Below are 13229 nucleotides of genomic sequence, written 5' to 3'. Positions count from 1 at the left end.
TCACCTATGACCCCCAACGCTCCCGATGTGAGCGGCGCACCCTTCGCTATGACCGAGTCATGAGCTTGATCGATCCGCCCGAGCAGACGCGCCCCCGCCCCTCCCCACGCGCCTCCGGGCGTTTTTCCAGCCTCTGGAGCACCCTCTTCCGGCGCATGCGCCAGGTGAAGGAGACGGTGAAGGAGACGCTGGTGCCCGCCCGGGTGGACGAGGACTCGGCGAAGATCGCCGTCAAGCGCGTGGAGCACCGCTACGGCAACAAGGTCGTGGCGCTCCAGGACGTCAACCTCAACATCCGCTCGGGCGAATTCGTCTGTCTGCTGGGGCCCTCGGGGTGCGGCAAGTCCACGCTGCTCTACGCGCTGGCGGGCCACATCAACCCCACCGGGGGCCACGTGCGCATCGATGGCCGGGAGATCCGCGGCCCCGGCCCGGACCGGCTGCTCATGTTCCAGGAGGCGGCGCTCTACCCCTGGCTCACCGTGCGCCAGAACCTGGAGTTCGTGCTCGCCGCCCGGGGACTGTCCCGGAAGGATCGCGCGGAGCGCGCCCGCCGCTTCATCCGCTACGTGCACCTGGATGGCTTCGAGAACACGCTGCCCCATGAGCTGTCCGGTGGCATGAAGATGCGCACGGCGCTCGCCCGGGCGCTGGCGGTGGACTCGCAGGTGCTGCTCATGGACGAGCCCTTTGGCTCGCTGGACGCGCAGACGCGCCACCACATGCACGAGCTGCTGCAGCGCGTCTGGCTGGAGACGCACAAGACGATCGTGTTCGTCACCCACGACGTCACCGAGGCGTTGATGCTCGCCAACCGGGTGGTGGTGATGGCACCGAGACCGGGCCGCATCCTGCGCGACCTCGAGGTGCACCTGCCCATGCCGCGCGAACCCGATGACGTGGCACTGGTGGGCATGGCGCGCCAGATCCGCGCCATGCTCCGTGAGAGTGAGTCCCTCGAAGAGCCCGGCCCGCCGGGTGAAGACGGAGCACAGGATGAAGGCATGGCACCTGATTCAGAAGCTGCTGGTGCTCGTGGGACTGCTGGCCGCGTGGGCGCTGTTCGCCCGCTTCGGCCCCTGGCCGCACCACCTGTTCCCGGGACCCCTGGCGGTCGGTGACAGTCTCTGGGCGATGGCGCGCGATGGCCGGCTGTGGGACGCCCTCGTGCGCTCGCTGAGCCGGCTCGCGCAGGGCTACGGCCTGTCCGTGCTCATCGGCGTGCCCCTCGGCCTCGTCATGGGCCGGGCGGCGATCGTGCGCCGCTCGCTGCGCCCGCTCGTGGTGGGACTGCAAGCGCTGCCCTCCATCTGCTGGCTGCCCCTGGCGCTCCTGTGGTTCGGCCTCACGGAGACGTCCATCATCTTCGTGGTGGTGATGGGCTCGGTGCTGGCCATCGCCATCTCGGTGGAGGACGGGGTGATGGGGGTGGACCCGCTGCTCTTGCGCATGTCCGCCACCTACGGCGTGCGCGGTCCGCGCCTCTTCGCCGGCGTGCTCCTGCCCGCGGCCCTGCCGAGCATCGTCACCGGGCTCAAGCTCGGGTGGAGCTTCGCCTGGAGGGCGCTCATGGCGGGCGAGCTGCTGTACGTCTCGGGCGGTCTCGGCCAATTGCTCACCATGGGCCGGGAGCTGATGGAGATTCCACAGGTGATGGCGGTGATGGTGTGCATCATCGCCGTGGGCACCTTCATCGATCGCGTCCTCTTTCAAACGGTGGAGCTGCGCATCCGGCGCCGTTGGGGCCTGGCGGCGAGCTGAGCATGCTCAGGTGAAGGCATGGGGAGACATATGCGCGCTGGAGTTCTCGGAGTGGGCCTCGCGGTGTTGTGCCTGGTGACGGCCGGGTGCAAGAAGGAGCAGCCCGGAGGCCAGACGGACAAGCGGGGCGCGGCCAGCGCGCTGCGGCTGGGGTTCTTCCCCAACATCACCCACGCCCAGGCCCTGGTGGGCCAGGACTCGGGCGCCTTCCAGAAGGCCGTGCCCGGCATCGAGCTGAAGATGTTCAACGCGGGCCCCGCCGCCATGGAAGCGCTCACGGCGGGCTCGCTCGATGCGTCGTACGTGGGCACGGGCCCCGCCATCAACACCTTCCTCAAGGCGGGACGGGAGCTGCGCATCATCGCCGCCGCGGTGGACTCGGGCGCGGTGCTGGTGACGAAGACGGCGCGCACACCCGCGGACCTCAAGGGCAAGACGCTGGCGACCCCCCAGTTGGGCAACACCCAGGACATCGCGCTGCGGCACTGGTTGGGCCAGCAGGGCCTCAAGCCAGGCCAGGACGTCACCGTCACGCCGCTGAGCAACCCGGACATCCTCGGCCTGTTCCTCCATGGCAAGCTCGAGGGCGCGTGGGTGCCCGAGCCGTGGGGGGCGCGCATGGTGGCCGAGGGCGGAGGCCACATCCTGTTGGATGAGCGCGAGCTGTGGCCCCAACGCCGCTTCCACACCACCGTCATCGTCACCACCCGCGAGGCCCTGGAGCGGCGGCGCGAACCCCTCAAGCAATTGCTGCGCGCGCACGTGGAGCTCACCCGGCAGTGGCAACACCACCCCGAGACCTTCATCCCCCGCGTCAACGCCGCCTTCGCCAAGACAGCCGGGCGCCCCATGGACGAGGCCGTGTTGAAGGACTCCTTCTCGCGGTTGGAGCCCGCACTCCAGATCATGCCCGAGCAGTTGAAACAAGCCGCCGAGCACGCGCGACAACTCGGCTTCGTCCCCAGCTCCGACCTGTCGGGACTGGTGGACACGACCCTGTTGAACGAGGTGCTGCGCGAGGAACCCGCTCCCTGACACTCCCGGAGCGGCTTTCGACGAAACAGGCGCTCGGCTAACATGAAGCGTCGCCCCCAGTGCCACCATGTCCGCTCCCCGCTCCGTCGAATTCGATGTATCGCACCATCCCCTCGTGCTCATCCGCTATGAGGGGAGGGCCACGCCTGGGCATCTGTCGGAGGTGTTCGCTCAGCGCACCCGCTTTCTGGAGAGCGGCGAGCGTCACGTGCTCATCCACGACCTGCGCCAGGCGAGCACCATGTTCACGACGGGGCATCGGCACATGCAGCTGGACTGGGTGAAGGCCCACGATGCCCAGCTGCGCGCGTACATGATGGGCGTCGCCTTCGTCACCGACTCCGCGGCGCTCCGGCTGCTGATGAACCTCGTCAACCATTTGCAACCCCTGCCCATGCCCCAGGTGCTGGTGTCGCGGATGTCCGAGGCCGTCGCCTGGGGCGCCGGCCTGCTGCGGCAGGCCGGGCTCGAGCCCGATACCGACAGATTCCTCGCCCACTTCGATCAAAACCCCGCGCGACGCTCGGCATGAGAAGCTGTCCCTCATGACGAATGAGCAACCTCGAGTCTTGCTGGTGGGCGCGGGCGCCGTGGGACAGGTGTTCGCGCACTACCTGCGCTCGGCCGGCTGCGCCGTGACCTTCCTGGTGAAGGAGAAGCACGCAGCCCAGGCCCGGGCGGGCTTCACCCTGTACGAGCTCGGCGTGCGCCAGCGCACCCCCGCCCCCACCCCGCTGTCCGGCTTCGGCGTCCTCGTGTCGGAGCGGGAGGTCCAGAAGGAGCGCTGGGATCAGGTCTGGCTGTGCGTCTCGTCCACGGCCCTGCGCTCGGGCGAGGGGCTGAAGAAGTTGGCCGCGAGCACCGGGGACGCCACCTGGGTGATGCTCCAGCCCGCGCTCGATGACCGGGAGTGGCTGCTGCAATGGATTCCCGCCGAGCGGCTCGTGACCGGGATGATTCCCTTCCTCGCCTTCCACGCGCCCCTGACGCCCGAGGATGCCCTGAAGGGGCCGGGCACCGCTTTCTGGATGCCGCCCCTGTCCCGAGGCTTGTTCAGCGGGCCCTCGGAGCGGCTGTGGCCCCTCCTCCGGACCCTGCGCGCGGGAGGCTTTCCCGTGAAGGAGGACGCGGACGTGACGCGCGCCGCGTCGATTCCCTCCGCGATGCTGTGCGCCGCGGTGCTCGGCCTGGAAGCGGTGGGGTGGAGCTTCGAGCGCCTGCTACGGCCCGAGTCCCTGGAGCGGACGCTGGGAGCCGCGCGCGAGGCGGCGCGGATCGCCGAGTGGGCCACGGGGGCCAGTCCCGCCTCCCTGCTGCCACTCTTGCGGCCCGTCCTGATCAAGGCCTCGCTGGCCCTCGCCACCCGCGTCGCGCCGGTCGACCTGGAGACCTTCCTGCGGGTCCACTTCACCAAGGTGGGCGAGCAGACCCGGTTGATGCTGCGCACCTACCTGGCCATGGGCCAGAGCGCGGGCCTGGACACCCCTCACCTCCAGGCACTGGCGCCCCCGGACCTGGCCGCCAAGAAGTGAATGGGGCCGGGCTCAGTGCCGGTCGTACAGGAAGTCCCGCGCCGGGGCCTCCCGCCGGGAAAAGAGCGCGTAGAACGAGGGCAGCGCGTGCTCCCCGCCCTCGGCGAGGCGCTTGAACACCTTGCCCAGCGGATTGCAGTACCGCTGGGGTCCCAATTGAATCAGCAGGGGAAAGCCGGTCACCCCCTCCATGGACGTGCCCTCGGTCCGGCACCACCCGGCCCCCGCGTGGCGCACGAAGACCTCGCCCACGTAACAGCCGAAGGCGAAGAGCACCTCGGCCACCTGCTCGGCCGGGACACCGTCCCGGTGCAGACGGTCGAGGAGCCCGTCCAGCAGCTCCAGGCTCTCGACGGAGTAATCCAGCTCGATGTCGTTGAGGAGCAGGGCCGCGCAGACGCAGAGCGCGGCGTGTTTGGGTGCGGCTTCGGGGGTGGGGGGGTACTTGAGCCGCAGTTGCATGGGCGGAGGCTCCTGACCGGGGGAGGGCGGGAACGATGACATGCCCCCGCGAGGGTCGCGACCGCCCCCCGGTACGAGACGGTGGGGATGCCCGGGGTGGGCTCCCTGGACGCCACCAGCCGCCCGCCCACCTGCCCGCCGGGAATCCACCCCCCATTCCGGACGATTCTCTTTCGTTCCCCCCGGCTTTTGGGCGAGTGTGAGCCCTCTAGAGGAGACCGATTCCCGTATGGCCGAAACCGAGTCCAAGCCCGTCCACTTCATCCGGCAGATCATCGCGGAGGACAACCAGTCCGGGAAGTTCGGCGGACGCGTGCACACCCGCTTTCCTCCCGAGCCCAATGGCTACCTGCACATCGGACACGCCAAGAGCATCCACCTCAACCACGGCATGGCGGTGGAGCACGGCGGCCAGTTCAACATGCGATTCGACGACACCAACCCGTCGAAGGAAGAGCAGGAGTACGTCGACTCCATCCTGACGGACGTGAAGTGGGTGGGCGCGGACTGGGGCGACCGGCTCTTCTTCGCCTCGGACTACTTCGAGCAGATGTACGCCTACGCCGAACAGCTCATCCAGAAGGGCAAGGCGTATGTGTGCGACCTGAACGCCGAGCAGATGCGAGAGCACCGCGGCACGCTCACCGAGCCCGGCCGTGACAGCCCCTACCGCACCCGGAGCGTGGAGGAGAACCTGGACCTCTTCCGCCGCATGCGCGCGGGCGAGTTCCCCGATGGCGCGCGCACCCTGCGGGCGAAGATCGACATGGCGTCGCCCAACTTCAACCTGCGCGACCCGGTCCTCTACCGCATCATCCACGCGCACCATCACCGCCAGGGCGACAAGTGGTGCATCTACCCGATGTATGACTGGGCGCACGGCATCGAGGACTCGATCGAGCGCATCACCCACTCGCTGTGCACGCTCGAGTTCGAGAACCACCGGCCGCTCTACGACTGGTTCCTGGACGAGCTGGGCGTGTACCACCCGCAGCAGATCGAGTTCTCCCGGCTCAACCTCACCTACACGGTGATGAGCAAGCGCAAGCTGCTGGAGCTGGTGCAGGGCAAGCACGTGCGCGGCTGGGATGATCCGCGCATGCCGACGTTGTCGGGCCTGCGCCGGCGCGGCTGCACCCCCGAGGCCCTGCGCGCCTTCTGCGAGGACGTGGGCGTCACCAAGTTCGACGCCAGCATCGACGTGGGCCGCCTGGAAAACGCGATGCGCGACGACCTCAACCGCCGCTCGCCGCGCCGGATGGGCGTGCTGCGCCCGCTCAAGCTCGTCATCGAGAACTTCCCCGAGGGCCAGGTGGAGATGCTCGACGCGGTGAACAACCCCGAGGACCCCTCGGCGGGCTCGCGCCAGGTGCCCTTCTCGCGCGTGCTGTACATCGAGCAGGACGACTTCATGGAGAACCCGCCCAAGAAGTTCTTCCGGCTCGCGCCCGGGCAGGAGGTGCGCCTGCGCTTCGCCTTCTTCGTCAAGTGCACGGGCGTGGTGAAGGACGAGCAGGGGCAGGTCACCGAGGTGCGCTGCACGTATGATCCCGCCACGCGCGGCGGCGAGTCCCCGGATGGGCGCAAGGTGAAGGCCACCATCCACTGGGTGTCCGCGCAGCATGCCGTGGACGCCGAGGTGCGGCTGTTCGACCGGCTCTTCAACGTGGCCGAGCCGGATCGCGCGCCCAAGGATCCAAAGCTGGCGGCGAGCTTCAACTACAAGCAGAACATCAATCCGAACTCACTGGAGCTCATCTCCGCCGCGAAGCTGGAACCCTCGCTGGGGGCGGCCCAGCTGGGCGAGCGCTTCCAATTCGAGCGTCTGGGCTACTTCAACGTGGACCCGGACTCCCAGCCGGGCGCGCCCGTGTTCAACCGCACGGTGACGCTCAAGGACACCTGGGCCAAGGAGCAGGCCAAAGGCGCCAGCTGAACGCGGCGCGCTGATTCACCCCCGGAGCGCCTCGAGGACCACGGGCGCTTCCGGGGACCCCGCCTGGGACCTCGAGCCCGCGTGGGATGGCTTCAAGTCCACCCCTCTCGCATTCCGGCACGGCCCCATGTCCCTGGACACCGACCCCTACCGCACGGAACTGCTTCACCTCGCGCGGATGCAGGCCAACACGCTTCCTTCCGTGCCGCACATGCACTTCCTGCACACCCTGGACGGACTGGCCCTGCGGGCCGCGCGGGACTCCGCCCTGGCCAGTACGGTGAATGGCCGCATCTCCTTCTACAATGAGCAATACGGCATCACCTACGAGATAGACCATTCAAACCGGCGCATCGTCGTCACGGACGTATCCCCGATATAGACAGTCAAACTTCCGGCTGAGTTCAACGGGGTACTCCATGAAAGCAAAAGACCTCGTCTTCGCATCGATTCTCACACTCGCCGGATGCAGCCTGTTGGGACGGCAGGGATCCCCGCTGGTGCCGCTTGAGGACGACCCCTCCATTGTCTTCCCAGAATTCTTCGACCGCGCGCCTGTCAACGTAGGGGCTCCAGGTAGCATCCACGAGTTGGACGGGGAAATGCTTCGGGCGCTCACGGTCGCCACCCAGGACTTCCTTCCCCCGGAATCCGAGGACCTACCTTGTGCCCTCAAGCGGGAGGCCCAGACCTATCGCATCATCCGCCAAGGAGATGTCTTCTTCATCTACATCTCCGAGAACCTGGCCCACTGTGGCCACAAGTACCCAGCACTCGATTCAGGCGTGAAGTATGCCATCAGCAGGGACGGCCGCATCCTCCGTCGGAGGCTAGATGGACAGCCTGAGTTCCCTCGCGAAACGTCGACGAGCAACGATGGCACCTGGATCCAAGCCGAGCCCGGTGTGTCCTCGCCCATCGAGGCTTATGACAACCCGATCCTGGATGGCGGAACCCAGTCTCACTCCGAAGCAGATGGAGGGACCGGACCAGACGCTGGATAGACTCACGACCACGGGTCCCTGGTCCCCTGACTCCACGGTCGCCGCAGGCGGATTCGATTCCCGCCGCTTCCACTGGAAGTTACCCGCCGCTGTGAGCCGCGCCCTCTGCTGCCAGGGGGGCGCGGTTTGCTTTTGGGGACCAAATCGGGCTCCTTGGAACCAAAAAAGGACCAAACGGAGGGGTCCAGACATGGGCAACAGCAGGGTATGGACTGGCAGGTGGAAGGGAGGGCGGACCTTCAACGGCAAGGATGGTCGCCCGGTGTTCGTGCTGCGTAAGATGGTCCAGGGACGCGCCTATACGGTCTATCTGGACGCGCGCAGCGAAACCGAGGCGGAAGCCGAATTGGCGCTGTTCCTGCGCGATCCGGAGGGCTATCGGACGCGCCAGGAGGCACGGCAGCTCAAGCAGGAGGCCGCCGTCTACCTCACGGCGGAGACCGTGGGCCGGTTCCTGGAGTCGATGCGGAATGCGGGCACCACGGCGCGCTACGTGGGCAACGTGGGCTTCTACCTCGCGACGTGGGCCGAAGCCCTGGCAGGCCGAGACTTGCGCACGGTGAGCCTCCAGGAACTTCTACGCGAGTTGGCGCGGCACCCCACGGGCCGCAAGAACCGGATAACTGCGCTCAAATCATTTGCCTCCTGGCTCAGGGAGCAAGGGGCACTGTCCCTGGCGGAGGACCCCACCGTGTCTCTCAAGGTGCCGGTGACCCGGCCCGAGAAGGCGATGAGGGAGAAGGGCTACAGCATTGAGACCACCGAGCGGCTCTACCGGGCCCTCAGCGGGTGGGAGTTCAAGAACTTCAACCAGGAGGCCACGCGGCGCATGACGGATGTGCAATGCGTGCGGGACGTGCTGTGCATCCACGCGAAGACAGGCATGCACGGCACGGAGATAGAGCGACTGGCCCGAGGAGAGGGCAAGGTGGCTGTGCTGGAGGAGCCGGGAGAAATCGCCGCGACGGTGACGTTCATCCACAAGAGCGGGAATGTGCATCGCCAGAGCATCGACCGGCAAACGCTGGCGGCAGTGCAGAGGCTGCAAGCACGAGGGGCGGCGCCCGTGGATAGCCATATCCGGCGGGTGGTAGGACGCGCTTGCAAGAAGTTGGGGATAGAGCCGGTGCGCTTGGGAGAGTATCGGCATAGCTTCGTGACGTGGGCGTCGGAGTGCGGTCAGGAGGTGAGACCCAAGACAGGGGGACTGCCCCTGGCAGCGATTGCCGCCGTGGTGGGCCACCACTCCGCGAACACCACCAAGCGCTTCTATGACAACGTGAAAGTGCCCCCGATGATCAAAATCCCCATCAGGCTGGAGCACCCCGAGGATCCGGTGTGGCTGCCGGTGAGGGCCGCCGCGCTCAGGCTCGTCGAATCAGCTTGAGGAGGGCTTCCTTCTCGCCCCGCCCGGCATTGCGTCGTGGCGGGCGCCGCTTGAGCCTGGAAACAAGTTCGCGGCGTCCGCTGTCCTGAAACGCGGCAAGGCTGGCGGTGCACCCGGACGGCCATGCCCACTTTGGGGGCACGGTGCCAGGCGCCTGACTTCAATAGCTCGAAGATGCGCGAGTGTCCGCAGGCCAGAAGGGCCTGGGCTGGATCCACGGAGACAGACTGCACCGCCGTCGCAGGCAGAGCGCATGCGCATAAGAGGGATGGGGGCACTGTAGAGGGGGAGAGAGGGTGAAGAAGGGCCGAGGAGGGCCGCTGATGGGGCCGCCCGAGCGATGCGCCCGGTCGGTGGACAGGCCGCGCAGCGCCCTTGGGGTACACGCCTGCCCAGGCCGCGCTCCTCATCAGGTGCGTGGCAGGGGCCCTACGGGCTGTCTTGAGCCTCAACATCACGCGGCCTGGGGTGGCCCTCGTGCCGGGGCCCACCTCGCACCTGCCGTGGGCAAGCCCAGGTGCTCCAGAATCGCCCGCACCCCGCAAGCCCCCTTCACGTACGCCACTACACTCCGCCGACCTCCACACCCCACGCAGGCGAACACGTCGAAGTCGAACGTCCTCCTGAGCAACTCTGCCCAGTCCACTCGCGGTGTCCTTTCCTTCCTCCGCTCCTTGCTGGCCGCTGCCTCAAGCCCTGCTCTCGCCTCCTCCGCACCTGCTGGAGGGAGCCTTCATGATGCGTTCTCGGATCCTGAGTGGATCCGCCTCCGTAGCTCCAGAACTTGGCGGCGAGGGTACAGCCGGTACCCGTTCATCGGGTGTCGTTTCGGCCCGCTTGCGCCGCTCGTACCAGCGCCGCCGGTACTCCCAGGGGTCCTCGCTGTCGGCGTACATGCGCTCGAAGTGCGCCATGGGCACGCTCATGTGAACACCACCTCGAAGGGCCGCATCAACCGCTCGAGCGCGTAAGGGGGCACGATGGGCGGGTTTCCCGTGGTGGAATCCGGCTCCAACTGGCTCACGTACGCCTCCATGGCCCGGCGCTTGAGCGCGAGCGTGGCCTCGTCCAACTCGATGCGCCGCGCCCGGGACCAGGGCACCCGCGTGTCTCCGGGCCGGGCCCAGTGCCACATCCAGATGGGGAACTCCACGCAGCGGCCGTCCAACGCCGCACACGCCCGCGACGCCGCCCGCCCCACCGCCTCATGGTCCGGGTGTCCATCCAGGCGCCACGTGGCCAGCACCACGTCGTCCGGACGAAGCCGCGCGCCCAACCACTCCACCAGCCGCTCCTCGTTCTCGGTGACGGCGCCATCGGGAATCCCCACCCGCTCCACCCGCGCCCCGCCCAGCCCGAGCCGGTGCAGCGCCTCCTGCGTCTCCCGGGGCCGCGTCCGCGCGAGCCGCTCCACCGGCCAGGAGGTGGACCCCGGATGGCTCGCCGTCCCATCCGTGACGGCGAGAACCAACACGTCCCGCCCGAGCCGGCCAAGCCGCGCGAGCAGCCCTCCGGTCCCGAGCACCTCGTCATCCGGATGGGGCGCGACGATGACGGCACGCCGGCCCTCGGGCACCAGCAGGGCGGGCTCCAGGGAAGGCAGGACGTCCAGGCCACTCCAGGCCTCCCAGTCCCGAGCCGAGGTGCCCTCGTCGAGGATGCGCCGCGAATTCACAGGCTCCATCCACCCGCTCCTTCCTTCACCACGAGTCCCGCCAGGGCCTCCAGGTCCCGCTCCGCGTGGCTCTGGCGCAAGAACACCGGCAGGTCCGCCATCCGCCGGGCCACCCGCGCGTCCCGACAGTAGGGACCCGCGCCCACGGCCCGGCCCGTGTGCCGCAGCACGAGCTCCGCCGCGGCCTCCACCCCGGCTCGCGCCCGCCAGGCGACGAGCGACGCATCCTCCCGGGGATGCGCATCGATCCACGCCGCGGCCTCACGCAACAGCGCCCGCGCTCCACCGAGGGCGGTGTCCACCGCGCCCAGGTGCGCGCGGGCGTGGGGCTCCTCGCGCCGGGCACAGTGCGCGCGCAGCGTCTCGCCCACCGCCGCCGCCGCGCCATACCAGCACGCGGCGATGCCCGCGCCGCCCTGCCAGAAACCCGGCCGCGCCGTGTAGCCGCCCGGCGGGCCCACGCGCGTGCCCACCGCGCCCTCGAAGAGCACGTCCACGCTGGCCGAGGACGCCATTCCCACCGCGTGCCACCCCTCCTTCGTCACGCGCACGCCCGCCTGCTTCATCGCCACCGCCACGAGGCACTGACGCTCCTCGGCGTCCCAGGCCGTCACCAGCGCATGGCTGACCTGCGGCGCCCCCGAGCACCACGCCTTACGGCCGGACAGCTCCACCCGACCGTCCGCGCGTCCGCTCACCCGCACCCGGGCCTGGGGAGGCTCGGAGGCCCAGACGCCCCAACTGCTCCCGGCCGGAGGCGGCTCGGCGCCCAGCTCCGCCAGGATGGCGAGCGCATCCGTATGACCCTCGAACAGCTTGATGAGGCCCAGGTCCACCGCCGCCACCGCCGCCAGGGCCCGCCACCGCAGCAGGGTCTGGCCCCGCCCGGGCAGCGGCAGCGCCCCGAAGCCCCCGGAGAGGAGTTGCTGGAGCCCACGCGCCGGAGCGAGCCCCACGGGCTCCTCCGCAGGGCCCTCCAGTCGCCCCAGAAGCAACTGGAGTGCCTCGATTGAGAAGTGTTCTTCCTGGTGCGCCGACTGCTCGCGAAGACCGCTGGAGTACATGTCGGACCAAGGTAGGAATGACCTCCCGAGGGGACCATGGGTCAGCGCTGACGAACGGCGCGCCTGGAGCCCCGGGACAATTCCCTCCTCGGGAGGCGCATCCCATCCTGCTCCGACACACGGGGCCACATACCGCTCCTGAGCTGGACCTGAGCCATCCCCTCGTTTTATCAACCAGGGGATGAGGGGGTTGCCTGGCTGCTTGGCGCAAGAAATCATGTCCTTGATGCTACTGGAGAAGTGAGTTCCAAAGCTATCAACGAGCAGCAAGTCCATGCCTTCCTCTCGGGCCTCTTCGGCCAGGATGTCCACACCATGCGCGTGTTGTCCCTGTCGCTCGCGACTCTGGGCATCATCCATGCCGCCAGCCGCCTTGGATTGGATTGGACGGACTACGACGATGATGACCAGACGACCCTGGTCGCCTCTCTGATGATCCAACACGACGCCCCACGCCGCTCGTCTGGCTCACGATGCAGAAGTCCACGCTCAAGGGGCCGCGCAATGATGCGGTCGAGAGTCCAGGTCACCTTGTTGGCGGACCGCGGCTTCGCGGATGAGAAGAGCACCACACCGCCCGTGTTCCTCGGGTGAGCCGGCGATGAAGCAGGCCCCAGTTGGAGCCTCACGAAACGGCTCGGGCCCGGTCCGTTTTCATTTGGAGACGGCGAAGCGTGTCTATGTCTGGAATGAAACAGCTCCGTCATGAGCAGCCGGGCAGGCGTGAACGACTCCAGCGGAGCTTGTCTGTGAGAACAGGCTCCCCATCCTTCAGGGCATGAACCTGATCGTCATTCTACTGGTCCTGGCGCTGATCTTCGGAGGAGTGGGTCTGTTCGTGGAGGGGCTGAAGTGGCTCCTCATCGTCTCGGCCGTCCTCTTCGTGGCGAGTCTCGTGAGTGGCTCGGTGGGCCGCGGTCGTCTGCGCGCCTGACGCCGCGAATCAAGACACTCCACACATGAAGCATCCACCCAGGGGCTCCTCTCACGAGGGGCCCCTTTTTCTTGTTCGCGCCGGGTGAAAAGGCCTTCACCGGCGCCCCCCAGAAGTGTCTGCCTTTGCACGTGAAGGAGGACTTTCCCCCAAGCAGGTGCGGAGGAGAGGAGCGTGACGCGCCCCCAGGTAGGAGCAGAGGAGGCGAGCGAGGCGCCGGAGGCAGGGGCGAGGCAGGAGCGGAGGAAGGAGAGGACGCCGCCAGTAGACTGGGCGGGGCTGCTGCGCAGGACATTCGCGGTGGACGTGTTCACCTGCGTCAGGTGTGGAGGCAGGCGGCGGGTGCTGGCGTACGTGAAGCAAGCCAGAGGGGTGCGCGCAATTTTGGAGCACCTGGGACTGCCCACGGCAGGTGCGAGCCTGACCCCGGCGCGAGCCC

14 protein-coding genes are annotated in these 13229 nt (G+C 68.1%); 11 read left to right on the top strand and 3 right to left on the bottom strand.

Annotated features, from left to right (window positions below; all coding sequences use genetic code 11):
- The first annotated feature begins 155 nt into the window (after positions 1 to 155).
- The 5 genes from MEBOL_RS44100 (at position 156) to MEBOL_RS19665 (ending at position 4328) form a co-directional block, all read left to right on the top strand.
- Positions 156 to 1121 (top strand): ABC transporter ATP-binding protein, encoded by a 966-nt coding sequence (locus tag MEBOL_RS44100; protein WP_425437646.1) that lies wholly within the window; start codon positions 156 to 158, stop codon positions 1119 to 1121.
- Positions 1027 to 1761 carry an ABC transporter permease gene (locus MEBOL_RS19680; protein ID WP_425437645.1) on the top strand — a complete coding sequence of 245 codons (735 nt, stop codon included), beginning with the start codon at positions 1027 to 1029 and terminating at the stop codon, positions 1759 to 1761. Before MEBOL_RS44100 ends, MEBOL_RS19680 begins: the two co-directional genes overlap by 95 nt.
- A gap of 30 nt (positions 1762 to 1791) precedes the next feature.
- Positions 1792 to 2796 carry an ABC transporter substrate-binding protein gene (locus tag MEBOL_RS19675; RefSeq protein ID WP_095978885.1) on the top strand — a complete coding sequence of 335 codons (1005 nt, stop codon included), beginning with the start codon at positions 1792 to 1794 and terminating at the stop codon, positions 2794 to 2796.
- 67 nt (positions 2797 to 2863) lie between these two features.
- Positions 2864 to 3328, top strand: a complete 465-nt coding sequence (locus tag MEBOL_RS19670; protein WP_095978884.1) for a hypothetical protein — start codon at positions 2864 to 2866, stop codon at positions 3326 to 3328.
- 13 nt (positions 3329 to 3341) lie between these two features.
- Positions 3342 to 4328 carry a ketopantoate reductase family protein gene (locus MEBOL_RS19665; protein WP_095978883.1) on the top strand — a complete coding sequence of 329 codons (987 nt, stop codon included), beginning with the start codon at positions 3342 to 3344 and terminating at the stop codon, positions 4326 to 4328.
- A 12-nt stretch (positions 4329 to 4340) separates the two neighbouring features.
- On the opposite strand, the gene MEBOL_RS19660 is transcribed toward MEBOL_RS19665, so the two are convergent.
- The gene (locus tag MEBOL_RS19660) at positions 4341 to 4790 is read right to left on the bottom strand and encodes a hypothetical protein (protein WP_095978882.1); all 450 of its coding nucleotides are present in this window, start codon (positions 4788 to 4790) and stop codon (positions 4341 to 4343) included.
- Between the two features lie 229 nt (positions 4791 to 5019).
- Here MEBOL_RS19660 and MEBOL_RS19655 point away from each other — a divergent pair, with 229 nt between their 5' ends.
- The 4 genes from MEBOL_RS19655 (at position 5020) to MEBOL_RS19640 (ending at position 9117) form a co-directional block, all read left to right on the top strand.
- On the top strand, positions 5020 to 6726 hold the full coding sequence (locus tag MEBOL_RS19655) for a glutamine--tRNA ligase/YqeY domain fusion protein (RefSeq protein WP_095978881.1): 1707 nt from the start codon (positions 5020 to 5022) through the stop codon (positions 6724 to 6726).
- Between the two features lie 127 nt (positions 6727 to 6853).
- Positions 6854 to 7108, top strand: coding sequence for a hypothetical protein (locus tag MEBOL_RS19650; RefSeq protein ID WP_095978880.1), 255 nt, complete (start codon positions 6854 to 6856; stop codon positions 7106 to 7108).
- Between the two features lie 37 nt (positions 7109 to 7145).
- Positions 7146 to 7730: a hypothetical protein gene (locus tag MEBOL_RS19645; protein ID WP_095978879.1), complete on the top strand. Its 585-nt coding sequence runs from the start codon at positions 7146 to 7148 to the stop codon at positions 7728 to 7730.
- Positions 7731 to 7992: 262 nt separating this feature from the next.
- A complete protein-coding gene (locus MEBOL_RS19640) occupies positions 7993 to 9117 on the top strand; it encodes a site-specific integrase (RefSeq protein WP_157775274.1) in 1125 nt (374 codons plus the stop codon).
- Positions 9118 to 10039: 922 nt separating this feature from the next.
- On the opposite strand, the gene MEBOL_RS19625 is transcribed toward MEBOL_RS19640, so the two are convergent.
- Complete coding sequence (locus MEBOL_RS19625) at positions 10040 to 10801, bottom strand: PIG-L deacetylase family protein (protein ID WP_095978876.1); 762 nt, start codon at positions 10799 to 10801, stop codon at positions 10040 to 10042.
- Positions 10789 to 11856, bottom strand: coding sequence for an acyl-CoA/acyl-ACP dehydrogenase (locus tag MEBOL_RS19620; RefSeq protein WP_071905527.1), 1068 nt, complete (start codon positions 11854 to 11856; stop codon positions 10789 to 10791). The genes MEBOL_RS19625 and MEBOL_RS19620 overlap by 13 nt, the downstream gene beginning before the upstream one ends.
- A gap of 240 nt (positions 11857 to 12096) precedes the next feature.
- On the opposite strand from MEBOL_RS19620, the gene MEBOL_RS19615 reads away from it, so the two are divergent.
- Positions 12097 to 12450 carry a hypothetical protein gene (locus tag MEBOL_RS19615; RefSeq protein WP_095978875.1) on the top strand — a complete coding sequence of 118 codons (354 nt, stop codon included), beginning with the start codon at positions 12097 to 12099 and terminating at the stop codon, positions 12448 to 12450.
- A gap of 184 nt (positions 12451 to 12634) precedes the next feature.
- Positions 12635 to 12790, top strand: a complete 156-nt coding sequence (locus tag MEBOL_RS41895) for a hypothetical protein (protein ID WP_170115549.1) — start codon at positions 12635 to 12637, stop codon at positions 12788 to 12790.
- The last annotated feature ends 439 nt before the right edge of the window (positions 12791 to 13229 follow it).

It is taken from the genome of Melittangium boletus DSM 14713 (assembly GCF_002305855.1).
Taxonomy (GTDB): Bacteria; Myxococcota; Myxococcia; order Myxococcales; family Myxococcaceae; genus Cystobacter; species Cystobacter boletus.
Note: the sequence above shows the minus strand (reverse complement) of the source record. Positions and strands in the feature narration are given on the sequence as shown.

What these genes read in the sequence shown, in the direction of transcription:
- MEBOL_RS44100 (WP_425437646.1), top strand. Translation starts at nt 156, where the DNA reads ATGCGCCAGGTGAAGGAGACGGTGAAGGAGACGCTGGTGCCCGCCCGG.
- MEBOL_RS19675 (WP_095978885.1), top strand. Translation starts at nt 1,792, where the DNA reads ATGCGCGCTGGAGTTCTCGGAGTGGGCCTCGCGGTGTTGTGCCTGGTG.
- MEBOL_RS19670 (WP_095978884.1), top strand. Translation starts at nt 2,864, where the DNA reads ATGTCCGCTCCCCGCTCCGTCGAATTCGATGTATCGCACCATCCCCTC.
- MEBOL_RS19665 (WP_095978883.1), top strand. Translation starts at nt 3,342, where the DNA reads ATGACGAATGAGCAACCTCGAGTCTTGCTGGTGGGCGCGGGCGCCGTG.
- MEBOL_RS19660 (WP_095978882.1), bottom strand. Translation starts at nt 4,790, where the DNA reads ATGCAACTGCGGCTCAAGTACCCCCCCACCCCCGAAGCCGCACCCAAA.
- MEBOL_RS19655 (WP_095978881.1), top strand. Translation starts at nt 5,020, where the DNA reads ATGGCCGAAACCGAGTCCAAGCCCGTCCACTTCATCCGGCAGATCATC.
- MEBOL_RS19650 (WP_095978880.1), top strand. Translation starts at nt 6,854, where the DNA reads ATGTCCCTGGACACCGACCCCTACCGCACGGAACTGCTTCACCTCGCG.
- MEBOL_RS19645 (WP_095978879.1), top strand. Translation starts at nt 7,146, where the DNA reads ATGAAAGCAAAAGACCTCGTCTTCGCATCGATTCTCACACTCGCCGGA.
- MEBOL_RS19625 (WP_095978876.1), bottom strand. Translation starts at nt 10,801, where the DNA reads ATGGAGCCTGTGAATTCGCGGCGCATCCTCGACGAGGGCACCTCGGCT.
- MEBOL_RS19620 (WP_071905527.1), bottom strand. Translation starts at nt 11,856, where the DNA reads ATGTACTCCAGCGGTCTTCGCGAGCAGTCGGCGCACCAGGAAGAACAC.
- MEBOL_RS41895 (WP_170115549.1), top strand. Translation starts at nt 12,635, where the DNA reads ATGAACCTGATCGTCATTCTACTGGTCCTGGCGCTGATCTTCGGAGGA.